At 73.7% G+C, this 20,967-nt stretch carries 18 protein-coding genes; 10 read left to right on the plus strand and 8 right to left on the minus strand.

What is annotated here, in order from left to right; genetic code table 11:
• Positions 1-166 precede the first annotated feature (166 nt).
• Positions 167-1,276, minus strand: a complete 1,110-nt coding sequence (locus ACFZAX_RS06765; protein WP_390959772.1) for a citrate synthase — start codon at positions 1,274-1,276, stop codon at positions 167-169.
• A 312-nt stretch (positions 1,277-1,588) separates the two neighbouring features.
• Between ACFZAX_RS06765 and pdxH the strand changes: the two genes are divergently transcribed.
• Positions 1,589-2,227 carry a pyridoxamine 5'-phosphate oxidase gene (pdxH, locus tag ACFZAX_RS06770; protein WP_390960076.1) on the plus strand — a complete coding sequence of 213 codons (639 nt, stop codon included), beginning with the start codon at positions 1,589-1,591 and terminating at the stop codon, positions 2,225-2,227.
• Positions 2,228-2,642: 415 nt separating this feature from the next.
• Positions 2,643-4,031, plus strand: coding sequence for a PAS domain-containing protein (locus ACFZAX_RS06775; protein WP_390959773.1), 1,389 nt, complete (start codon positions 2,643-2,645; stop codon positions 4,029-4,031).
• A gap of 47 nt (positions 4,032-4,078) precedes the next feature.
• On the opposite strand, the gene ACFZAX_RS06780 is transcribed toward ACFZAX_RS06775, so the two are convergent.
• The gene (locus ACFZAX_RS06780; protein WP_390959775.1) at positions 4,079-4,834 is read right to left on the minus strand and encodes a sugar isomerase domain-containing protein; all 756 of its coding nucleotides are present in this window, start codon (positions 4,832-4,834) and stop codon (positions 4,079-4,081) included.
• Positions 4,835-5,072: 238 nt separating this feature from the next.
• Between ACFZAX_RS06780 and ACFZAX_RS06785 the strand changes: the two genes are divergently transcribed.
• A complete protein-coding gene (locus ACFZAX_RS06785) occupies positions 5,073-5,765 on the plus strand; it encodes an iron dependent repressor, metal binding and dimerization domain protein (RefSeq protein ID WP_390959776.1) in 693 nt (230 codons plus the stop codon).
• Between the two features lie 884 nt (positions 5,766-6,649).
• A complete protein-coding gene (locus ACFZAX_RS06790) occupies positions 6,650-7,534 on the plus strand; it encodes an alpha/beta fold hydrolase (protein ID WP_390959778.1) in 885 nt (294 codons plus the stop codon).
• Positions 7,535-7,570: 36 nt separating this feature from the next.
• On the opposite strand, the gene ACFZAX_RS06795 is transcribed toward ACFZAX_RS06790, so the two are convergent.
• The 3 genes from ACFZAX_RS06795 to ACFZAX_RS06805 all read right to left on the minus strand — a co-directional run bounded on the left by ACFZAX_RS06795 (position 7,571) and on the right by ACFZAX_RS06805 (position 10,813).
• Positions 7,571-9,223, minus strand: coding sequence for a transporter (locus ACFZAX_RS06795; protein ID WP_390959780.1), 1,653 nt, complete (start codon positions 9,221-9,223; stop codon positions 7,571-7,573).
• Entirely contained in the window at positions 9,220-10,032 is an 813-nt protein-coding gene (locus ACFZAX_RS06800; RefSeq protein ID WP_390959781.1) for an ATP-binding cassette domain-containing protein, read from the minus strand. The genes ACFZAX_RS06795 and ACFZAX_RS06800 overlap by 4 nt, the downstream gene beginning before the upstream one ends.
• Before the next feature lie 94 nt (positions 10,033-10,126).
• Entirely contained in the window at positions 10,127-10,813 is a 687-nt protein-coding gene (locus ACFZAX_RS06805) for a bifunctional DNA primase/polymerase (RefSeq protein WP_390959783.1), read from the minus strand.
• A 372-nt stretch (positions 10,814-11,185) separates the two neighbouring features.
• Between ACFZAX_RS06805 and ACFZAX_RS06810 the strand changes: the two genes are divergently transcribed.
• Together ACFZAX_RS06810 and ACFZAX_RS06815 are read left to right on the plus strand one after the other, a co-directional pair.
• Positions 11,186-12,568 carry a transcriptional regulator gene (locus ACFZAX_RS06810; RefSeq protein ID WP_390959785.1) on the plus strand — a complete coding sequence of 461 codons (1,383 nt, stop codon included), beginning with the start codon at positions 11,186-11,188 and terminating at the stop codon, positions 12,566-12,568.
• Between the two features lie 418 nt (positions 12,569-12,986).
• Positions 12,987-14,474 (plus strand): hypothetical protein, encoded by a 1,488-nt coding sequence (locus ACFZAX_RS06815; RefSeq protein ID WP_390959787.1) that lies wholly within the window; start codon positions 12,987-12,989, stop codon positions 14,472-14,474.
• 79 nt (positions 14,475-14,553) lie between these two features.
• Here ACFZAX_RS06815 and ACFZAX_RS06820 read toward each other — a convergent pair whose 3' ends face one another.
• Positions 14,554-15,882: an ABC transporter substrate-binding protein gene (locus ACFZAX_RS06820; protein ID WP_390959789.1), complete on the minus strand. Its 1,329-nt coding sequence runs from the start codon at positions 15,880-15,882 to the stop codon at positions 14,554-14,556.
• 174 nt (positions 15,883-16,056) lie between these two features.
• Between ACFZAX_RS06820 and ACFZAX_RS06825 the strand changes: the two genes are divergently transcribed.
• Together ACFZAX_RS06825 and purU are read left to right on the plus strand one after the other, a co-directional pair.
• A complete protein-coding gene (locus ACFZAX_RS06825) occupies positions 16,057-16,503 on the plus strand; it encodes a hypothetical protein (protein WP_390960077.1) in 447 nt (148 codons plus the stop codon).
• Between the two features lie 28 nt (positions 16,504-16,531).
• A complete protein-coding gene (gene purU / locus ACFZAX_RS06830) occupies positions 16,532-17,422 on the plus strand; it encodes a formyltetrahydrofolate deformylase (RefSeq protein WP_390959791.1) in 891 nt (296 codons plus the stop codon).
• A 37-nt stretch (positions 17,423-17,459) separates the two neighbouring features.
• Here purU and ACFZAX_RS06835 read toward each other — a convergent pair whose 3' ends face one another.
• On the minus strand, positions 17,460-18,938 hold the full coding sequence (locus ACFZAX_RS06835; RefSeq protein ID WP_390959793.1) for a maleylpyruvate isomerase N-terminal domain-containing protein: 1,479 nt from the start codon (positions 18,936-18,938) through the stop codon (positions 17,460-17,462).
• Positions 18,935-19,555 (minus strand): sigma-70 family RNA polymerase sigma factor, encoded by a 621-nt coding sequence (locus ACFZAX_RS06840; RefSeq protein ID WP_390959795.1) that lies wholly within the window; start codon positions 19,553-19,555, stop codon positions 18,935-18,937. The genes ACFZAX_RS06835 and ACFZAX_RS06840 overlap by 4 nt, the downstream gene beginning before the upstream one ends.
• 371 nt (positions 19,556-19,926) lie before the next feature.
• Here ACFZAX_RS06840 and ACFZAX_RS06845 point away from each other — a divergent pair, with 371 nt between their 5' ends.
• Both ACFZAX_RS06845 and ACFZAX_RS06850 read left to right on the plus strand, forming a co-directional pair.
• Positions 19,927-20,301 (plus strand): anti-sigma factor antagonist, encoded by a 375-nt coding sequence (locus ACFZAX_RS06845; protein ID WP_390959797.1) that lies wholly within the window; start codon positions 19,927-19,929, stop codon positions 20,299-20,301.
• A gap of 104 nt (positions 20,302-20,405) precedes the next feature.
• A complete protein-coding gene (locus ACFZAX_RS06850) occupies positions 20,406-20,963 on the plus strand; it encodes an EF-hand domain-containing protein (RefSeq protein ID WP_390959799.1) in 558 nt (185 codons plus the stop codon).
• Positions 20,964-20,967: the final 4 nt, after the last annotated feature.

The raw sequence follows: 20,967 nt of genomic DNA on the forward strand, positions 1-20,967 counted from the left end.
CACATGGGCGACTACTTCCGGACGATCGTGGTTGACCCCCGCCTTCCGCGCCGGGTTCGCGCGCCGGCCGGGCGGCCACCGCACGCTCCGGCTGAGCGGCAAGCTCTGATCCCGCGCCACGGTGCCGTACGAAGCGGTGCGCCCCGTACGGCACCGGCAGCCGGCCTCAGCCCGTGATCGGTGTGATCGAGTCGTACCCGTCGATCTCGCGCGGGTCCCGTGCCGCCGGTCCCACGTAGTGCGCCGAGGGCCGCACCAGCCGGCCCGTGCGCTTCTGCTCCAGGATGTGCGCCGACCAGCCGGCCGTGCGGGCGCAGGTGAACATCGAGGTGAACATGTGCGCCGGGACCTCCGCGAAGTCCAGCACGATCGCCGCCCAGAACTCCACGTTCGTCGCCAGCACCCGGTCCGGGCGCCGGGCGTGCAGCTCCTCCAGCGCCGCCTTCTCCAGCGCCTCCGCCACCTCGAAGCGCGGGGCGGCCAGTTCGCGGGCGGTGCGCCGCAGCACCCGGGCGCGCGGGTCCTCGGCACGGTAGACGCGGTGGCCGAAGCCCATCAGCCGCTCGCCCTTGTCCAGCGCCCGCTTCACGTACGCGGTGGCGTCCCCGGTCCGCTCGATCTCCTCGATCATGCCGAGGACCCGGGACGGTGCGCCGCCGTGCAACGGCCCCGACATCGCGCCGACCGCGCCGGACAGCGCCGCCGCCACGTCCGCGCCGGTCGAGGCGATGACCCGGGCGGTGAACGTGGAGGCGTTCATGCCGTGTTCGGCGGCCGACGTCCAGTACGCGTCGACGGCCCTGACGTGCTTGGGATCCGGCTCGCCGCGCCAGCGGATCATGAACCGTTCCACCACGGACTCGGCCTTGTCGATCTCGCTCTGCGGCACCATCGGCAGCCCCTGACCGCGCGCCGACTGCGCCACGTACGACAGGGCCATCACGGCCGCCCGCGCGAGGTCGTCGCGGGCCGTCGCCGCGTCGATGTCGAGCAGCGGCTTCAGGCCCCACACCGGGGCGAGCATCGCCAGCGCCGACTGCACGTCGACCCGGATGTCACCGGAGTGGACCGGGATGGGGAACGGTTCGGCGGCCGGCAGGCCGGGGTTGAACGCGCCGTCCACCAGCAGCCCCCAGACATTGCCGAAGGACACCTGGCCGACGAGGTTCTCGATGTCGATCCCGCGATAACGGAGCGCCCCGCCTTCCCTGTCCGGTTCGGCGATCTCCGTCTCGAACGCGACGACTCCCTCGAGTCCGGGTACGAATGCGGACATCAGGCGGCTCCCTCTGTGCGGCTGCGAGCTGTGTCGGTGGAGGCCCGGGTGCGGAGGCATCCCCCGGCCTCGATGGGACCTGACCCCCGATAGTGGCGGCTCCCCCCTGGGCAAGGAAGGGTGATGTCCGGCACAGCACCCCCGCGTGTCGCACCGGACCGCCGCTTGACGCGCGACGGCGTCGCACGCGGCTCGTAGGGCCCCGGCCGGCTGCGGCAGGATGGGCCCGTGCCCACAGCTGACCCGACACCTCCGTCCGCTTCCCGTCCGGCCGTGTCCCCGTCCTCCGATTGCACCATCGATCCGGCGGCGATGCGCGAGCAGTACCGTTCCGAGGCGTTCGCCGAGCAGGATCTCGCTCCCGAGCCCATGGACCAGTTCGCCCGCTGGTTCCGGCAGGTCGCCGCCGGAGGCGTCCTGCACGAGCCGAACGCCATGGTGGTCTCCACCGCCGCACCGGACGGCCGCCCGTCCTCCCGCACGGTCCTGCTCAAGGGCTTCGACGCGAGCGGCTTCGTCTTCTACACCAACTACGAGTCCCGCAAGGGCCGGGAGCTGGCCGCGAACCGTCACGTCTCGCTGCTCTTCCCCTGGCACCCGCTCGCCCGCCAGGTCGTCGTCACCGGCGTCGCGGAGCGCGTGAGCCGCGAGGAGACCGTGGCGTACTTCCGTACCCGCCCGCACGGCTCCCAGCTCGGCGCCTGGGCGAGCGCCCAGTCCACCGTCATCGGCTCCCGCCGCGAGCTCACCGAGCGGTACGAGGAGCTGACGGCCCGCTACCCGGAGGGCGAGAAGGTACCCGTACCGCCGCACTGGGGCGGTTTCCGGGTCGTGCCGGACACGGTGGAGTTCTGGCAGGGCCACGAGAACCGGCTCCACGACCGGCTGCGGTACGTACGCCCCACGGCGCCCGGAGCCACCGGCTGGCGTGTGGAGCGCCTCTGCCCCTGAGGTCCCCCAGGTGCCGTACCGCACACGGGAAAAGCAGAACCCGCAGGCTCGGGTCCCTCCGTGAGGAGGAGCCGGCCGGATCTACCGGCGAGCCTGCGGGTCGGTGACTGCTTGGGTTTCGGCAGACAGCCTGCCGGGGTGCACGATGTGCGACGACGGGCTGTCAGCCCGCAGCCACCTCACGAATCCGATAAGACTGCACTTTTCGGATCACCTCCTTTCAGCGTGTGCGGCAAGTCTAGAAACCTCGTCCGGGCCGCACAACCTATTTGTCGGAAGCAGGTGTGCGCCGCGTCACGGTCGAGTTCAATGGGTATCTGACGTGCACAAACGCACGCCGGTACCCGTACCGCCGGAGCAGCGGTACGAGCAGCGGGGACGGCACGTTCTGCGGGGGTACGGAATGAGTCCTTCCATGGGCAGCGGTACGGCCGGCCAGTCCGCGTCGGACGCCTCGGGCGCCACCGGAGCCACCGGCGCCCCGCGGACCACGGGTGCGGCCGTGCCCGCCCCCGGGGCCGGACTCCTCGCCGCCCTCCTCGACGGCATGGACACCGCGCTCTTCGCGCTCGACGCCACCGGCACCGTCACCCACTGGAACCGCCAGGCCGAACGCGTCCTCGGCTGGTCCGCCGCCGAGGTCGTCGGCCGGGACGGCTTCGCGGGCTGGGCGGTACGCGGGCCCGACGCCGACGAGGTGCGCCGGCGGCTCATGGCGATCCAGGACGCCGCGGGCCGCCAGGTCCACGAGTTCGCCCTGGTCCGCAAGGACGGCGGCCGGGTCCTCGTCCGGATGCAGGCCGCCGGCATGCGCGGCGAGGACGGCGGACCGGCCGGGGTCTACTGCGCGTTCAGCGAGGCGCACGCCCAGATCGACCTGGAGCGCTCCATCGCGATGAGCGAGGCGCTCTTCCAGGACGGGCCCTGGGGCGTGGTCCTGGTCGACGCCGATCTGCGGCCCACCGTCGTCAACGCGCACGCCGCGCGGGCGCTCGGCGGCGGCCGGACCTCCCTGCTCGGCCGCCCCCTCGGGGAGGTCGTGCTCCAAGGGGTGGAGGACCTCGAAGGCGCCTTCCACCACGTGCTCGCCGCCGGGGCGCCGCCCGCCCCCGCCGAACTCTGGCTGACCCTGCGCAGCCGTGAGGGCGAGCGGCGGCGCTGCTGGCGCAGTGGTTTCCTCCGGCTCTGCTCGCCCCTCACCGAGGAGGCCGTGCCGCTCGGGGTCGCCTGGCTGTTCCAGGACGTGACCGAGGCGCGTACCGCCGAGCAGGCCTCGGCCCGGCTGCGGTTCCGGTCCGCCCAGCTGCACCGGGCGGCCAGGGCCGCCGCCGAGTGCGAGGACCCGTGGGAGGCGGCGACGACCACCCTCGACTTCTCGCTGGCGGGCTTCGCCGACCACGCGCTGCTCGACCTGGTGGCGGGGGAGCGCCTGGTCCGTACGGCGGCCACCCCGACCGACGCCCCGGGCCCCTGCCTGCTGGTCGCCGGAGGCTCACTCCCCGCGCGTTACGACGCCGGTCACCCGGCCCTCCAGTCGCTGGACCGGATCGCCCCGGTCCGGGTGAGCGCGGGCCCCGCCGGGGAGTCCTGGGCGGCCGAGCGCCAGTGGCCCCGGCGCGCGGCGCACGCCCTGTGCGCGGTGCTGCGCAGCCGGGGCCGGACCCTCGGGGTCGTGACCTTCCTGCGTACGGCGGACCGCCCGGCCTTCGAGCGGGAGGACGCCGCCCACGCGGAGAGCGCGGCGGTCCGGGTGGCCGGCGCGGTGGACCTGGCGCTGCTGCTCGACGGCCGCACGGGCGGCTGACCCGGGGCGGGCGCGCCCGGGGGCAGCCGGTGCGGGTGACCGCGGTGTCAGTGCTGGTAGAAGATCCGGTCCCGGTTCTCGTCGAACACCCGCCGGTTCCAGTCGTGGCCGCCGTCCACGTTGCCCGAGCGCAGCAGCGGCGGCTCGATGCCGCGTGCGGCCAGTTCCCCGGCGGCGGCGGCCATCGTCGCCTGCATCAGCGCGCTGGTCACGACGGTGGACGCGGGGGCGAACGGGGCGCCGACCCCGTCGGTGGTCAGCTCCGCGTCACCCACCGCGATCTTGCTGTCCAGCACGATGTCGCAGTGGTCGAGCAGGAAGCCGCCCGTGGCGGCCCGGGACGAGGTGGCGGCGGCGTACGCCACCGAGGTCACCCCGATCACGGTGAGGCCGCGTGCCCGCGCCTCGCGGGCCATCTCGACGGGCAGGGTGTTGCGGCCGGAGAGCGAGATGATCACCAGCAGGTCGCCCGCCCTGGCCGGGCTGGCCGCGAGCACGGTGGTGGCGAGCCCCTCCACCCGCTCCAGCGCCGAGCCGAGGGTCGCGGGCATCACGTCGACCCCGACCGTGCCCGGCACCGCGAGGAGGTTCATCAGGGCGGGGCCGCCCGCCCGGTACACCACGTCCTGGGCGGCGAGCGAGGAGTGACCGGCGCCGAAGGCGAAGAGCCGGCCGCCCGCGGCGATGGTGTCGGCGACCGCCGCCCCGGCCGCCGCGACGGAGGCGGACTCCTCGTCGCGGACCCGGGCGAGAAGCCCGATGGCCGCGTCGAAGAACTGGCCGGCCAGCTTGCTCTCGCTCATCGGGGAGCCCTTTCGGCATGGGGTCCAGGGCATGTCCCGCGAAGGGGCGGCCCTCAGGTGCCGATCACGTTGCGGTCCGGACCACCGCACTGTCAAGAGTGTCCCGGCCCTGTGCCGCCTGCCCCGCCGACGGGCGAGGCACGGTTGACAGCGCGATGCGTCAGAATTGGACGAGGGCCACAGGACGGCAGCAACACGGCAGTATGACGTTTCACTGTCACAGTTATGAGGGGCACGTATGTCCGGACTGATCGACACCACGGAGATGTATCTCCGCACCATCCTCGAACTGGAAGAGGAAGGCGTGGTCCCGATGCGCGCCCGTATCGCTGAGCGGCTGGACCAGTCCGGCCCGACGGTCAGCCAGACGGTGGCCCGGATGGAGCGCGACGGACTGGTCCAGGTCGCCGGGGACCGCCACCTGGAGCTGACCGAGGAGGGCCGGCGCCTGGCCACCCGCGTCATGCGCAAGCACCGCCTCGCCGAGTGCCTGCTCGTCGACGTGATCGGTCTGGAGTGGGAGCAGGTGCACGCCGAGGCCTGCCGCTGGGAGCACGTGATGAGCGAGGCCGTGGAGCGGCGGGTGCTGGAGCTGCTGCGCCACCCCACGGAGTCGCCGTACGGCAATCCGATCCCGGGTCTGGAGGAGCTGGGCCAGCACGCGGAGGCCGATCCGTTCCTGGAGCAGGGCATGGTCAGCCTCGCCGAGCTGGACCCGGGCAGTGACGGCAAGACGGTGGTGGTGCGCCGGATCGGCGAGCCCATCCAGACCGACGCCCAGCTGATGTACACGCTCCGGCGCGCCGGGGTCCAGCCGGGCGCCGTCGTCAGCGTGACGGCGGCGGCGGGCGGCGTCCTGGTCGGCTCGGGCGGTGAGGCGGCGGAGCTGGACAGCGAGGTCGCCTCGCACGTCTTCGTCGCCAAGCGCTGAGCGGGCATTCCGGGAGAGCGAGGACGGCCTCCGCCCCGGGTGCCGGGCGCGGGAGCACCCGCCGGAGCAGGAGTACGCACGGCCCGGAGCACGGGGGAGCACGAGCGGGGGCCGCGCGCCCCGGGTGCGGGGGAGGACTCCGGAGGCCGCCCGGGGGCGGCGTACGGCACCGCACACGCTCTGAGCAGGGACGGAACATCCACCCCGCCTCGCGTCCCACCGCAGGGGACCGGAGAAGCGGGCGTCACGGTCATCGAACCGTGACGCCCGCTTTCTCTTTTCCGTACGGAAGTGCAGCGGCCGGGCGCCTCGCGTGCCAGGCTGAAGCCAGGCAAATGACCTGAGGTCGCCGGCCGGGCGGGCCGTGCGGCAGGGGAGGAGCAGGGAATGCGCCCGTCGTACCAGCATGTGCAGCGGTACGCGCCCCCCGTGCGCCCACGTACGCCTCCACCGGGCACCACTCAGGGCGGCCCGGTTCGCACGGCGGACCGCGTCGTGCGGGCCTCCGGCCGTCGGCGCCCGGTCGTGGAAGGCCGCTGCGCAGCCCCGGGGGCGTGCGACGGCGCACGCGCCCCCGCCGCGGTCGCGAGCACGGCGGAGGCGGTGGCCGGGAGGCCGGAGACCCCGGCGCCCGGAGGCGCCAGGGTCCGTCCCCCCGGTGTCGACCCGGAGCCCCGAGCTCCCAGGGTCGTTGCCGCGGACCGTCATCCCCGAGCGGCCCGCTCCCCGCTGAACATCTCCCCAGGCCGGCGGCGGCCAATCCTGGAACGTAGTCACCCGAACGAGCGGTGTTGACCGCCGGACGCATCGTTTTCGAATAAAGGTTCGATAGTGTGACGGTGAGGCCACCCGTGATCGAGAACCAGAAGGGGATGCCAGGACATATGGTGCGGCGCATCGATGTGACGGGCTCGGACGGCGTCCGGCTCGCGGCCTGGGAGTTCACCGATCCGCCCAAGGGGCGCGCGGAGGAAGCGAGTGCGCCGGGGGTCTTACTGCTGCACGGACTGATGGGCCGGGCCACCCACTGGGCGGCTCAGGCCGAGTGGCTCTCGGAGCGGTACCGCGTGGTCGGGCTCGACCAGCGCGGCCACGGCCGCAGCGAGAAGCCCGCCGACGGCCCGTACACCCGGGACGCGTACGTGGACGACGTCGAGAGCGCGGTCGAACAGCTCGGCCTCGGGCCGGTGACCCTCGTCGGGCACGCCATGGGTGCCCTCTCCGCCTGGCAGTTCGCCGCCAAACGCCCCGACCTCGTCCGCGCCCTGGTCGTCTGCGACATGCGGGCCTCCGCACCGGGCGCCGCCACCCAGCGCGAGTGGAGCGACTGGTTCGACTCCTGGCCTCTCCCCTTCGCGACCCTCGCCGCCGTCCGCAAGTGGTTCGGCGAGGACGACCCGTGGGTGGAGCGCCCCAACCCCGCACGCGGCGAGTTCTTCGCCGAGGTGATGGCCGAGCACGACGACGGCTGGCGGCCCGTCTTCTCCCGCCGCCAGATGCTGGCGTCCCGGGCGACGTGGGTCCTGGACGCGCACTGGGAGGAGCTGGCACAGGTCCGCTGCCCCACCCTGGTGCTGCGCGGGATAGACGGCCAACTGGGCCGCGCCGAGGCCCAGGAGATGGTCCGGGTGCTGCCGCTCGGCCAGTACGCCGAGATGCCCGACGCCGGCCACCTCGCCCACTACGACCGGCCGGACGCCTGGCGCGCCGCGGTCGAACCCTTCCTGGTGGCACAGGTCGACGCGGCCCCTGAACGCGTGGTGTCCTGACGGACGCGTGCGGGGCCGCGAGGCCCCGCACGCGGCTCACCCCTTGCTGACCGCCGCGAGGATCTCCGGCAGCCGGGCCGCGGTGCGCGTCGCCGCGAGCCGCAGCCCCGCCCAGGCGGCGAGCAGGCCGTACCCCGCGCCCACCGGCACCACGATCCAGAGGGAGCCGTAGTCCGTCACGGTCAGCGCGATCGTCAGGGCGACCACCGGCGCGGCCACCACCACCGAGCCCACCATGCCGCCGCTGACCGAGATCCAGGCCAGTCCGCCCTGGCCCGGCGCCACGTTCTTGAACCCGCCGTCCTGCGGGACCGAGTACGGGAAGAGCGCCGACCCCAGCGCGCCCAGCCCGAGCATCCCGCCGAGCAGGGCGAACGACACCCCGACGACCCCGGTCAACGACCCCCAGGAGCCGAGCAGCCCGGCGGTCACCGCACCCACGGCCACGGTGTACGGCACGGTGACGACGGCGAGCGCCAGGGCGCGCGCCCGCAGCTCCTCGTAGGCGTCCCGGGGGGAGGCGATGGTCTGCGCCACGATCCAGAAGGCGGAGGTGTCCTGGCCGAACTGGTTGTACATCTGCATCCCGAGCAGCCCCGGCGCGAAGCAGGCGAAGTAGACCGAGCCGGTGCCCTGGAGGGCGTTGAAGACGGGCACGATCAGCCCGACCGCCAGCGAGGTGATCCAGGCGCCCTTCGTCTTCGGGTCACGCAGCACGTAACGCAGACTCCGGCCCATCACCGTACGGGTCCGGCCCTCGGGCAGCAGCCGGCCGAGCCTTCCGCCCCCGGCGCCCCGGGCCTTCCCGCGCGACGGTCCGGCGGCGGCGACCGTCGAGCCGTCCGGGGCCGTCATCAGCGTCACCAGCCCGCGCTGCCACCACCACAGCAGTCCGGCCAACGCCACCACCGAGACGAGGAGTTGCGCCACCGCCTCGCCGTAGGACCCGCCCGAGGCGGAGTCCACCGCGCCGATCGCCGAGGCGGCGGGCAGCCACCGCACCACGTCGGCCACCGGCTCCAGGGAGGAGAGCCCGCCCGCCCGTCCGATGCGCTGGGCGCCGAAGTTGACGAACTGGATGCCCACCGCGATGACCAGCCCGCTCAGCACCGCGAGATCACGGCCCTTGCGCGAGGTCAGCAACCGGATGTTGGCCGTGGCGACGGACCGCGCCAGCGCCACGCAGATCAGCAGCGCCAGCGGTACGGCGACCACCCCGACGACCACCGCACCCGCCCCGTGCGCCACCGCGAGCACCGAACCCACCAGCAGGCAGAGCGCGAACAGCGGACCGGCCCCGACGAGCGAGGCCGCCAGCAGGGCCCGTACCAGCGGACGCGGCCGGAGCGGCAGCATCACCAGCCGGCTCGGGTCCAGCGTCTCGTCCCCGCTCGGGAAGAACAGCGGCAGCACCGCCCACCCGAGCGCCAGCACCCCGGTGGACAGCACCACCACGGTCGCCGCGTCCTGCCCCTCGCCGCGCAGCAGCACCAGCCCCAGCAGCTGCCCCGCCGCGATCAGCACCACCACGACCAGGGTCGCCACGAAGGCCGCCCGCCGCCCGGCCGACTGCCGCAGCCCGTTGCGGAGCAGCGCCAGCTTGAGCCGTACGAAGAGCGGGACGAGCCCTTCCGCCCCGGCCCCGGGGGCGGCGGCGACCGGGCCCGGCCGGCCGTCGAGGACGCTCATCGCCCGCCGCCCAGCCAGTCGAGGCCGTCCGCGCCGTCCACCGCACGCGCGCCCACCAGGTCCAGGAACGCCTGCTGGAGCGAGGGTGCCGAGCCCCGCACCTCGGCGAGAGGGCCCTGCGCCTTGATCCGGCCCGCCGCCATCACCGCCACCCAGTCGCAGAGCGACTCGACCAGCTCCATCACATGGCTGGAGAAGACGACGGTGGCCCCGGAGCGGGTGTAGCGCTCCAGTACGCCCCGGATGGCCTGCGCGGAGACCGGGTCGACGCCCTCGAACGGCTCGTCCAGGAAGAGCACTTCGGGATTGTGCAGCAGCGCCGCCGCCAGCCCGATCTTCTTCCGCATCCCGGTCGAGTAGTCGACGACCAGCTTGTGCTGCGCCCCGGCCAGATCCAGCACGTCGAGCAACTGTGCGGCCCGCTTGTCGGTCTCGGCTCCGGGAATGCCGCGCAAGCGGCCGTTGTAGGCGAGGAGTTCACGCCCGGAGAGCCGCTCGAAGAGCCGCAGCCCCTCGGGCAGCACACCGATCCGCGACTTCACCGCGACCGGGTCGGTCCACACGTCGTGGCCGCCGATCTCGACCTTCCCCATGTCGGGCCGCAGCAGTCCCGTCACCATGGAGAGCGTGGTCGTCTTGCCCGCGCCGTTCGGCCCGACCAGCCCGATGAACCGGCCCGCCGGCAGGTCCAGATCGATCCCGGAGACGGCCACCTGCTCGCCGAACCGCTTCCACAGCCCCCGCACCCGCACGGCGGGAGGCGCCTGCGCCGCGTCCGTGGTGGTATCCGTCCCGCTTCGGTCAGACATGACACGACCTCTCGCTCTCCCCGCTCGTGGGGTCAGCCTAGGGTGCGTCTTCGAACTGGCGGTCGCCCGAGGGGCGGCAGACCGAAGGGGCGCCCTATGAGTGGCGTGACCGCGCGTCCGCCGCTTCGCGGGCACAGGCGTACGACAACGGGCTGACCAGCTCCTCCGCTTCGGGCAGCCAGCGGTTGGCGGGGGTGGGGCGACGGGCCCACTGGACCGCGCCCCGGCCGCCGACCCGGGTCGGCGGGGCGGCGACGTAATGGCCCTCGCCCCGGGCGACGAGGTCGATCGACGCGGCGTTCCAGCCGAGGTGCATGACGAGGTCGGGGACCTTGGCGGCGGCGCCGGGGGAGACGAAGAAGAGCATGCGACGGTCGGGGGTGCAGGTGGCCGGGCCGAGCGTCAGCTCCATCCGCTCCATCCGGGCGAGCGCCAGGAAGCCCGCCGACTCCGGCACGTCGATCACGTCGAAGCTGCGGCCGGTCGGCAACAGGATGGAGGAGCCCGGGTGCTTGGACCACATCCGGCGGGCCGCCGCCCCGCTGCCGGTCGCCTGGCCCGCCCAGTCGGGGCGCAGGGCGTGCGCGCCGGGGAGGGCGCAGTGGGCGTCGCCGCAGCAGCACCGCTCGTGTCCGTCCACCGCCTCCAGCCAGCTGCCCGGGAACACGTCCCAGTGGCGTTCCTCCGTGTACCGGACGGCGGCGTCGAGCAGTTGCTCGCGGCGCTGCGGGGGGAGCGGGGCGTTACCCGTCACTGTGATCGGCTTTTCCACGTCCAGCACAACTCTCCGTGCCACTGGGGGTTACGGTGCGCCGGGCCGCGGGTGCCGGTGCGCCGGCACCGCATGCGGGGCGCACGGATGCACGGGCGGGGGCGCGTGCGGGGCCGGGCGCCGACGGGTGGGTAGGGAACGCCAGGGCCGTGCGTCGGCCCGGTCCTCGGGCTGTTCCGGGGCCGTGGGACAGGGCGCACGGGTCTTTTGCGTGAAGTGGCCGAAAAACAGCAGCTCTCATGCCGGTCGTACCGAATGCAGAGGAATGGGCGCATTGCTTGAGCCGGCGACGGGCAGTGATGCCCCCACCTGTTCCGATGCGACCACTCGTTCCGATGCCACCACCTGTTCACCCGTCACCGCGTCCTCCAGGGGGAGTACATGGCAGCCAGACCACTCGTAGCCCGACAGCCGAACGAACGGCTCCAGACCCTCATCCAGGAGGCGGCGTGTTCCAACGCCGGCCTGGCCCGCAGGGTCAACATGGTCGGCGCGGAACGGGGACTCGATCTCCGCTACGACAAGACCTCCGTGGCCCGTTGGCTGCGCGGACAGCAGCCCCGGGGCCGGGCGCCGGGCATCATCGCCGAGGCGATCGGCCGCAAGCTCGGCCGCACGGTCACCATCGACGAGATCGGCATGGCCAACGGCAAGAACCTCGCCTCCGGCGTCGGCCTCCAGTTCGCCCCGACGGTGCTCGGGGCCATCGAGCAGGTCTGCGAGCTGTGGCGCAGCGACGTCGGCCGCCGCGACCTGCTCTCCGGCTCCACCGTCGCCTCCTCCGCCCTGGTGGAGCCCAGCCGGGACTGGCTGATCACCGGACCCGACTCCCAGGTCGCGCGCAACGCCGGTGCGCGGGTCGGGCGTTCGGACGTGGAGGCGGTCCGTGCGATGACCGCCGCCCTGGTCGACCTCGACCACCGGTTCGGCAGCGGGCACGTCCGGCCGGTGCTGGTCCACTACCTCAACAGTGTGGTCTCCGGGCTGCTTTCGGGGGCGTACCGGGAGTCGGTGGGCCGGGAGCTGTTCGGTGCGGTGGCCCGGCTCACCGAACTCGGTGGCTACATGGCGATCGACACCGGACAACCCGGACTGGCCCAGCGCTACTACATCCAGGCGCTGCGCCTCGCCCAGGCGGCGGGAGACCGGGCGTACGGCGGCTATGTGCTGGCCGCGTCGATGAGCCACCTCGCCGCGCAGCTCGGCAACCCGCGGGAGATCGCGCAGCTGGCCCGTGCGGCGCAGGAGGGCGCGCGCGGCCAGGTGACACCGCGCGCCGAGGCGATGTTCCTGGCCGCCGAGGCGCGCGGGCACGCGGCCCTCGGCGACGCGGGCACCTGCGAGGAGGTGGCCGGCCGGGCGGTGGAGGCGCTGGAGCGGGCGGACGCGTCCTCCGGCGACGACCCGTCCTGGATCGCGCACTTCGACGAGGGGTACCTCGCCGACGAACTCGCCCACTGCCACCGTGATCTGGGTCAGGGCACCGCCGCCGCCCGGCGGGCGAAGGAGGCGCTCGCCGCGCTCCCCGAGACCAGGGCCCGCCGCCGCGGCATCGCCCTGGTGCTGCTCGCCTCCGCGCAGGTCCAGCAGCGCGAGGTCGAACAGGCCTGCTCCACGGGGCTGCGGGCGGTGGAGCTGCTGGAGACGGTGCGTTCCAGCCGGGGCGCGGAGTACCTCGACGACCTCCAGCAGCGGCTGCTGCCGTACGGGGAGGAGTCGTCGGTCCGCGAGTTCAGCGCCCGCCTGGACCTCCAGGCCGCCTGACGGATGGCGGGTGGCGGGCCGGACGCGCGGGCGTGCGCGGGCGTCCGACGGCTCGGACGGGGTGCCGCCGCACGCGCCGTACGGGAAGGTGTGCGCCGACCGCACTCCGGTACGTGCGTGTGCGCCGGTGCCCGGCCACGTGGCGGATGTCTCGGTGCGGGCGCCGGCCCGGGTGCGCGGGGCCGGCGTCCCGCCCGTGCCGGGCGGGCCCGGACCCACCGTTGCCACACTCTTGAGCTGCGGGTTCCTCCGGGGCGCGGAGGCCCGTCCGCGGCCCGCCGCCCCGTGTCCCGGGGGGCGTCGCGCAGCCGTACGGGTCGTGAAGGGACGGTGCGGGCCGCGGACGCGCTTGGCGAAGCCGGGCAACCACCCGATAGCGTGAGCCGACGATTCCGTAGGTTGACACGTAGGAGTCCCGGTGACGCAGAGCGGACAGGGTGACGATCAGCAGCTTCCTGCTGTACGGCCCGCCCACGAAGGTGTCGTGCTGCCCGCGGACGGTGGTGCCCCCTGGAACCCCGCAGCGGCGGACGGCCGCCCGCAGGAGTCCGCCCCGGCGGGCGGCTCCCCGTGGGACGGGCAGACGTGGGGGTCCCAGGCGCCACAGCAGCAGCACCCGGGCACCCCGGCGCAGGGGCAGCAGCCGTCCCCCTATCCGCAGCGGGGCGGTTACCCGCAGCAGGGCGGGTACGGCGCCCCCGACCCGTACCAGCAGACGCAGTACCTCCCGGCGTCCGGCGGATACCAGGGCGGGCAGCCGAACCCGTACCAGCCGCCGCAGCAGGGCGGGGCGATGCCCCCGGCGCAGCCGCAGCCGTTCGCGCAGCCGCTGCCGCCGGAGGCCGTACCGGGTGGTGCGCCGGGCGGGGACTCCGACGCCACGCAGTTCATCGCACCGGTCCCGGCCGGGCAGGACAACGACGCGACCCAGTACATCCCGCCGACCCCGGGCGCCCCGTACGACATACGCCCGGGGGCACCGGAGGACCGGCGGCCCCCCGCGGAGTTCGACAACCTCTTCCGCGACGACGCACCGGCCGGCGCCACCACGCAGATGCCGCGGGTCGACCCCGCGCACCAGCAGCCCGCCCACCAGCAGCCCGCGCACCAGCAGTACGGCGGCCACCCCCAGGGACAGCCCGCCGGACCGCCCCAGGGCTACCCCGGCGGCCAACTCCCGCCCCAGCAGCAGGGGTACGCGCCCGGCTACCAGGGACCCCAGGGCCCTCAGGGGTACGACATCCCCCAGCAGGCGTACGAGCCCGAGCCCGCACCGCGCCGCAGGTCCGCGCACATCCCGCTCATCGCGGCCGTGGTGATCGGCTGCGCGGTCGTCGGCCTGGGCGCCGGTGCGCTGCTGAGCGGCGGCGGAGAGTCGAAGGACGACAAGCAGCCGGTGGCCTCGGCGAGTTCCTCGGCCACCGACCCCTCGGCGCCCGCCGCGGAAGACCCGGCGAAACCGCAGGCGGAGCAGCTGGACAAGCTGCTCGCGGACAGCAACAACAGCCGTACGGCGGTGATCGGCGCCGTCGAGAACATCAAGGTCTGCAAGAACCTCGACCAGGCCGCCGCCGACCTCAAGGACGCCGCCCAGCAACGCCGCGAACTGGTCACCCGGCTGAAGGACGTGCCGGTCGACCAGCTGCCGGACCACGCCGACCTCACGTCCGCGCTGACCCGCGCCTGGGCGGCCTCGGCCTCGGCCGACGAGCACTACGCGGCCTGGGCGCACCAGGCGAAGGGCAAGAAGGCCTGCAAGGGCGGCAAGGCCGCCACCACCAACGAGACGAGCAGGGCCGGCGAGAAGAGCGGCGAGGCGACCACCGCCAAGAAGCAGGCGTCCCGCCTGTGGAACACCATCGCCGGGAAGTACGGCCTCACCAGCCGCGCCTACACGGATCTCTGAGCGCCCCGAAGAGCCCGCAGCGTCCCGGAGCCCCGGCCCCCGCGCCTCCCGCGTGCGGAGCCCGGGGCTCCGGCGCTTCTCAGCCCCGGACGGCCTTGGCGTCGGACAGGGTCTCCGTGACGTCCGTGAACCCCTTCTTCTGCGACACCAGCCGCCCCCCGCGGACCACCTGGAAGGTGACCGTGCCGTTGACGATCCGGGGGTACGCGGCCGAGCCGAGCATGTCCTGGTAGCGCCAGCGCAGTTCGGGGGTGAGGCCGCCGGTGTCCACCTTCAGCCCGTGGTTCAGTACCGAGGTGACCGCCGACGCGCCCGTACCGCCGTCTCCCAGGGCCTCGACGGCGGCCGTCAGCACGGTGTACGCCACCCAGGTGGTCTGTACGGCCGAGTCCGCCGGGTCGATGCTGTCGTCCTCGAAGGCGTAGGCCCGGATCGCCTCGCGCATCTCGTTCCAGCGGGCGTCCGAGGAGACCGGGTACCACCCGGTGACGTATGCCCCCTCGAAGGGACTGCCGCGCCCGCCGGTGCTGTCGATGAGCGGCTGGCTGACGCTGCCGAGCACCGAGGAGATCCTGACGCCGCCGTCGTCGGCGGGGAGCCGGCGGAAGGAGTCGAAGAAGGTGCCGGTGCGGTCGCCGAGGACGGCGGTGACACAGCCGTCGTCCGCCGCGTGGAGCGCCTTCGCCGCCTCGGAGTCGTACGAGGTCGCCGACTCGGGGGCGGCCACGTCGACGGCGGCGTGCCGGTGGCCCAGGGCCAGCCCGGCGTCGAGCAGGGCCGCCATGCTGTCCCCGGCGATGGAGTCGGGGCGGACCAGGGACACCGTGGCGCAGGACCCCGCGAGCTGCCTGCCGTTGCCCGCCAGGAGCGCCGCCTGACCGCCGTTGACGGGGTACGACACGAAGCTCTGGAACTCCTCGTCGGAAGCGCCGTACCCGCCGATGTACGGGATTCCGGCGGCCTCCAGCGGTGCCATGAAGGTCTGGCCGTGCCGGCTGTACGAGCCCACCACCGCCGTCACGTCCCGGTCGACCGCCTCCCGCGCGCACTTCTCGGCGCCCGCGAGGGAGTCCTCCTCGTCGCAGGTCAGCACCTTCAGCTCGTGCCCGCCGAGGCCGCCCCGCGCGTTGACCCACTTCGCGTAGGTGGAGGCGATCGCCGTCACCCCGGCCATCGTCACCGAGTCCGCGTCGTCGGAGGCGCCCGGCGCCCAGGTCATCACCGTGACGGTGCTCCCGGAGTCCGCCGCCGCTCCGGGGAGCGCCCCGCAGCCGGACAGCAGCAGGGCCCCGGCCGCCGCCGCCCCGACGAGGAGCCGGCGGGTGCCCCGGGGCCCGGGGGCGCCGAAGCCGAAGGGGCCGGAAGAGGCCGGGGAACCGAGATGAGGGGCGCGTCGCCGTCCGGTCATGGGTACGGAGCCTGCCGGGCTCCGGGTAACGGAGCCGTGTGCGAAGGGCAACGGCGCGTGGCGGGGCGGTGAACTCCGGGGGCCCGTACAAACCCGGCGAGAGGGAACGTACGATCGACAATCGTGCACCCAGGTTCGGAGAACTCTTCCCGTCGAGGCCGCCGCTCCACCACCATGGACGGCATGCCGCTCAATGACATGCCGTGGTGGCGCTGGCGCAGCAACGTGCGCTCGGCGCTGCACATGCTCTCGGACCCCGTCTTCCACCAGGAGTGCTGGCTGGCCGGCCGGGAAGGGTACGGCGACGTCACCGACGCCGTGTACCGCCTGGTCGAGGACACCTGGCTCGACAACTGGTCCGCCGAGAAGTACATAGGGACGATCTTCCGCGACCCGGCCGAGGCCGCCGCCGTGGACGCCGCCGTGCTGCGGGTGCTGCGCATCATGCACCAGGTCGGCGCGGACGCCCCCGTCTCCGCCTACCTGGAGCACGCGGGCTGGCCGGAGGCCGTCCAGACCACCCGCGAGGCCCATGTGCTGCTCGCCACCAACGACGGCGACGACCCGGACGTCCCGCCGCGTTCGCTGGACGTTCTCCGCATCATGACCAGATCGGCCTGAGACCGGGAGGGTGTGGCAGGCTACGGGGATGACCGCGCCGCAGCCCGCTTCCCCCGCCCCGGACGCCGAGTCCGAGCAGTACGTCCTCATCCTGTCCTGCCCCGACAAACAGGGCATCGTGCACGCCGTGTCGAGCTATCTCTTCATGACCGGGTGCAACATCGAGGACAGCCAGCAGTTCGGCGACCACGACACGGGCCTGTTCTTCATGCGGGTCCACTTCTCGGCATCCTCCCCGGTGTCGCTGGAGAAGCTGCGGGCCAGCTTCGCGGCGATCGGCGACTCCTTCCACATGGAGTGGCAGATCCACCTCGCGTCGGAGCGGATGCGGGTGGTGCTGATGGTCAGCAAGTTCGGGCACTGCCTGAACGACCTGCTGTTCCGGTCCCGGATCGGCGCGCTGCCGGTGGAGATCGCGGCCGTCGTCTCCAACCACGAGGACTTCGCCGAGCTCGTCGGGTCGTACGGCGTCCCCTTCCGGCACATCCCCGTCACCCGGGACACCAAGGCCGAGGCCGAGGCCGAGCTGCTGGAACTGGTCCGCGCGGAGAACGTCGAACTCGTCGTCCTCGCCCGCTACATGCAGGTCCTCTCCGACGCCCTCTGCAAGGAACTCAGCGGCCGGATCATCAACATCCACCACTCCTTCCTGCCGAGCTTCAAGGGTGCCCGCCCCTACCACCAGGCGCACGCCCGCGGTGTGAAGCTGATCGGCGCGACGGCGCACTACGTGACGGCCGACCTCGACGAGGGCCCGATCATCGAGCAGGAGGTCGAGCGGGTCGGCCACGGCGTCACCCCGGACCAACTGGTCGCGATCGGCCGGGACGTGGAGTGCCAGGCGCTGGCGCGCGCGGTGAAGTGGCACGCGGAGCGGCGCATCCTGCTCAACGGCCGCCGCACGGTGATCTTCGCCTGACGGCCTCCTGCCGCTCGGCCGGCCGGGGCCGCCCGCGTCACAGCCGGCTGAGCGAGGCCGCCGCGAAGAGCACGTCCGTGATGGCCCGGCGGTCGCCGAGCTGCCCCGCCGCCGCTTCCACCGGCGGCACATGGCCCGCGACGAGCTCGCAGAACTCCACGCCGTCGAGGGCGATCTGGGCCACCGCGCGGTCGGCCGAACCGACGGCGGCGGGCGAGTCCAGCGGGATGTACCAGTCCCCGCCGCCCCGGCCCTCCACTTCGAGGTGGAGCGAGCGCCCCGGCGAACCCGCCGCGACCAGCTCTTGCGCCGGGGAGGCCAGCCCCGCCCTGCGCCGTACCGCGAGCGCGCCGGGCAGCAGCCGGGCCGCGAGGTCGACCATCCGGTTCAGATGCCCGGCGGCCGGCGGGTCGTACGGATAGTGGACCGCCCGCGCGATGTCCCAGCCGTGCACCCAGCACTCGAAGGCCCGCTCCAGCAGCGAGTCCCGGACCGACAGGGAGAAGCTCCCGTACGAGACGGAGTCGTCCGCCACCGCGTGCTCGGCGAACGAGACCGTCCGCAGCAGTGTGTGGTTCAGGTCGCGCCAGGGAGTGCGGATGGACCGGGTCGCCGGACGGGACGACTCCGCCCAGACGGCCTCCGTGCGCGCGGTCGGCGTACGGGGCAGGTCCCGCGGGCCCGACGGGTCGTGCAGGCCGAGCGCGTCGGCCACGATGCCGTCGACGGCCAGCAGATGGGAGATCACCCCGGCCACCGTCGTCTTCCGGGTGGCGGGCTTCTCGTCCTCGAACCACCGCAGCCGCACCGGCGCGTGCCACTCGGCGTCGCCGATGTCCCGGAGCAGTGCGTCGAGCCGGGCGGTCTCCGCGTCGTACGGTGCCGCCCACTCCGGCAGCGGGATCCCGGCCGGACGCCGTTCGAGGCAGCCCTCGATGACCCGGGAGCGGAGCTTCGGGTCGAGGTCCAGCGAACGGTCGGTGTGCAGCAGCCCCACCGCGTCCCGCAGGCGTGTCCCCTCCTCGCGGCAGGGCTGGCACGAGGCGAGGTGCTCCTCCACGGTCGCGCTCTCCTCGGCCGAGCAGGCGGCCAGCGCCCACGCGCCGAGGAGGGACCGCAGCACGGAGTGCGAGGCCTCCGGCATCGGGATCACCGGGACGGGCACGGTCGGCAGCACGAACGGAGGAGGCTCCTCCGGCCGACGGCGGGGCCGCGGCACCGCTTCCGGTTCGGCTCCGGGGCCGGCCTCCGGCTCCTCCTGCGCCACTGCCCCGTGTTCCGACCCGTGCGCGGCGTCCGCCGTGTGCCCGGCGTCCGCGGTGTGTTCCGCCTCCGGAAGGTCCGCCACGTCCGTCAGCTCCGCGAGGTCCGCCAGGTCCGAGGAGAGCACCGGGCGAGGTACGGAGCCGAGGGCCAGGTCGTCCGGGGCGCTGCGCGGCCCCGGTATGCGCCGGGCGCGCCGCACCTCGTCCCCGGTGCCGCCGCGTCCGCCGGTCCCGTCGTCGTGGCCGCTCACAGCGCGCGTCCGTAGCCGGGGGGCGGGAAACCGTCCACCGGTGCGAGGTTGGCGCTCGACAGCAACTGGAGTCCGAGCCGCAGCCGTCGGCGGGCCTCGATCTCGGTCACCCCGAGGTCGGCGGCGGCCTGCCGGTAGTCGCGGCGCTGGATGTACGCGAGTTCCAGCGCGGCCCGCAGCGGTTCGGGCATGGTGGCGGCGATGTAGTCGGCGCGGGCCGCGGCCGTCGCCCTGCGCAGACGTTCGTCCAGGGTGGAGGCGTCCGAAGGGGCGTGGTCCGGGTCGCTCCGGGCGCCCGGTCCGGGCCGTTCCGCGTCCTCGTACGCCTCGCGCTCCTCAGAGCGCAGCCGCGCCACGGAACGCCGGTGGGCCAGCCGGGCCACCCAGGACCGCATGGAGCCCAGCCGGGGGTCGTAGGCGTCCGGGTTCTCCCAGACGTGGGTGAAGACCTCACGGGTCACGATGTTGGCGGCGGCATCGTCGTCGAGCATCCGGTGGGCCTGGCTGTGGACGAGGGCGGCGAACCGGTCGTAGAGCTCGCCGAGGGCCGCCGCCTCACCGCGGGCCAGCCGTTGCTGCATCCTGCGGTCCCAGCGGGGAGGTGCGCCGTACGCCATGAAACCCCCAGCCCTGCGCCCTGCGGTCGGTCCTGCGCCCTGCGGTCGGTGCTGAAACGTGCCCCCGTGCCCCTCGTGCACCTTGAATGTAGTCCGCGCCCCCGTCCGAACACGAACCTTTGCGCCAACTACCTCGCCGGAGGGCCGCTGAATGGTAAGGGGGCCCGGGTGACGGGGGAGCGGGCGGCGGGTGGTGACGCGGTGGCTTCTTGCCGGTCGGGTCTCCCGCAAACCCGCGTGCGCACGGAAGAGTGGCCCGGTGTTTCATGGAGGGGCGAATGGGCAGCCGCGAGGAGGAACGGAATCCTCCGCATCGACACCGGTACGGCATCGGTCTCGTCGGGAGCCCCCGGAACGAGAGGTCCAGTCGCGTGACGCTGAAGGTGGACGAGGCCGAGCAGGGCGATTGGACCGTGCTCCGGATAGACGGTGAACTCGACCTGGTGACATCACCCGTCGTCCGTCAGTCCGTGCACGGCGCCGTCGCGGCCGGCCGGCACCAGGTCGTCCTCGACCTGACGGAGGTCCTGTTCTGCGACTCCAGCGGCGTCGGCGTGCTGATCGCCTCCCGCCGCCTGATGAAGTCCTGCGGCGGCCGGCTCCGGCTCATCCTCCCTGCCCGGGGCGCCGAGGACGGCTCCCACGTCAACCGGGTCCTCGCCGCGCTCGGCGTGCGCCGCCTCTTCGAGGTCTACCCCGACGCGGACGCCGCAGTCGACGAGTCGGCTCAGCCACTGCCCGCCTGAAAGGCATAGGGACACCCCGTGCGGTGTGGTTGTCATACCGCGCCGTCACACGGACGTCGCGCCACGGTGACACGTGACGACGCCGGGCGCCGTACGCTCCCGCCATGGACAGCGCAGAATACGAGCGCAAGATCGCGCACCGCTTCGCCGCCTTCGACCAGGACGGCAGCGGCTACATCGACCGGACCGACTTCAACGCCGCCGCGGCCCGACTGCTCGCCGAGTTCGGCACGACGGCCCGCTGCGACCGGGGGCAGGCTCTCTACAGCGGGGCGGAGGCCTTCTGGCAGGGCATGGCCGGGATCGCCGATGTGGACGGGGACCAGCGGGTCAGCCGCGAGGAGTTCGTCGGCGGGGCGGTGAAGCGGCTGCGGGACAGCCCCGAGCGGTTCGCGGAGATCGCCCGTCCCTTCCTCCGTGCGGCCATCGACGTCGCCGCCGCCGGTGCGGAGGGCCCCGCCGACTCCTCCGCCTCCCGCACCTCCTCCGGTACGGCCCCGGTCGACGCGGTGGAGCGCGCGCTGCGGGTGCTCGGTGCGGACGTGGACATCGCACGCGTCGCCGCCCGCAGCCTGGACACCGACCAGGACGGGCGCATCGCCGAGGACGACGCCGTGGCGGCCCTCGCCGCGTACGTCACCGTGGTCGAGCCGGACGCCTGATCCC

This window comes from Streptomyces sp. NPDC008125 (assembly GCF_042957125.1).
Classification (GTDB): Bacteria; Actinomycetota; Actinomycetes; order Streptomycetales; family Streptomycetaceae; genus Streptomyces.

Excerpts from the sequence above, each read along its gene's own strand:
- ACFZAX_RS06820 (WP_390959789.1), bottom strand. The coding sequence starts at position 15,882 with ATGACCGGACGGCGACGCGCCCCTCATCTCGGTTCCCCGGCCTCTTCC.
- pdxH (WP_390960076.1), top strand. The coding sequence starts at position 1,589 with ATGCGCGAGCAGTACCGTTCCGAGGCGTTCGCCGAGCAGGATCTCGCT.
- ACFZAX_RS06810 (WP_390959785.1), top strand. The coding sequence starts at position 11,186 with ATGGCAGCCAGACCACTCGTAGCCCGACAGCCGAACGAACGGCTCCAG.
- ACFZAX_RS06765 (WP_390959772.1), bottom strand. The coding sequence starts at position 1,276 with ATGTCCGCATTCGTACCCGGACTCGAGGGAGTCGTCGCGTTCGAGACG.
- ACFZAX_RS06775 (WP_390959773.1), top strand. The coding sequence starts at position 2,643 with ATGGGCAGCGGTACGGCCGGCCAGTCCGCGTCGGACGCCTCGGGCGCC.
- ACFZAX_RS06850 (WP_390959799.1), top strand. The coding sequence starts at position 20,406 with ATGGACAGCGCAGAATACGAGCGCAAGATCGCGCACCGCTTCGCCGCC.
- ACFZAX_RS06840 (WP_390959795.1), bottom strand. The coding sequence starts at position 19,555 with ATGGCGTACGGCGCACCTCCCCGCTGGGACCGCAGGATGCAGCAACGG.
- ACFZAX_RS06800 (WP_390959781.1), bottom strand. The coding sequence starts at position 10,032 with ATGTCTGACCGAAGCGGGACGGATACCACCACGGACGCGGCGCAGGCG.
- ACFZAX_RS06785 (WP_390959776.1), top strand. The coding sequence starts at position 5,073 with ATGTCCGGACTGATCGACACCACGGAGATGTATCTCCGCACCATCCTC.
- purU (WP_390959791.1), top strand. The coding sequence starts at position 16,532 with ATGACCGCGCCGCAGCCCGCTTCCCCCGCCCCGGACGCCGAGTCCGAG.
- ACFZAX_RS06780 (WP_390959775.1), bottom strand. The coding sequence starts at position 4,834 with ATGAGCGAGAGCAAGCTGGCCGGCCAGTTCTTCGACGCGGCCATCGGG.
- ACFZAX_RS06825 (WP_390960077.1), top strand. The coding sequence starts at position 16,057 with ATGGACGGCATGCCGCTCAATGACATGCCGTGGTGGCGCTGGCGCAGC.
- ACFZAX_RS06795 (WP_390959780.1), bottom strand. The coding sequence starts at position 9,223 with ATGAGCGTCCTCGACGGCCGGCCGGGCCCGGTCGCCGCCGCCCCCGGG.
- ACFZAX_RS06790 (WP_390959778.1), top strand. The coding sequence starts at position 6,650 with ATGGTGCGGCGCATCGATGTGACGGGCTCGGACGGCGTCCGGCTCGCG.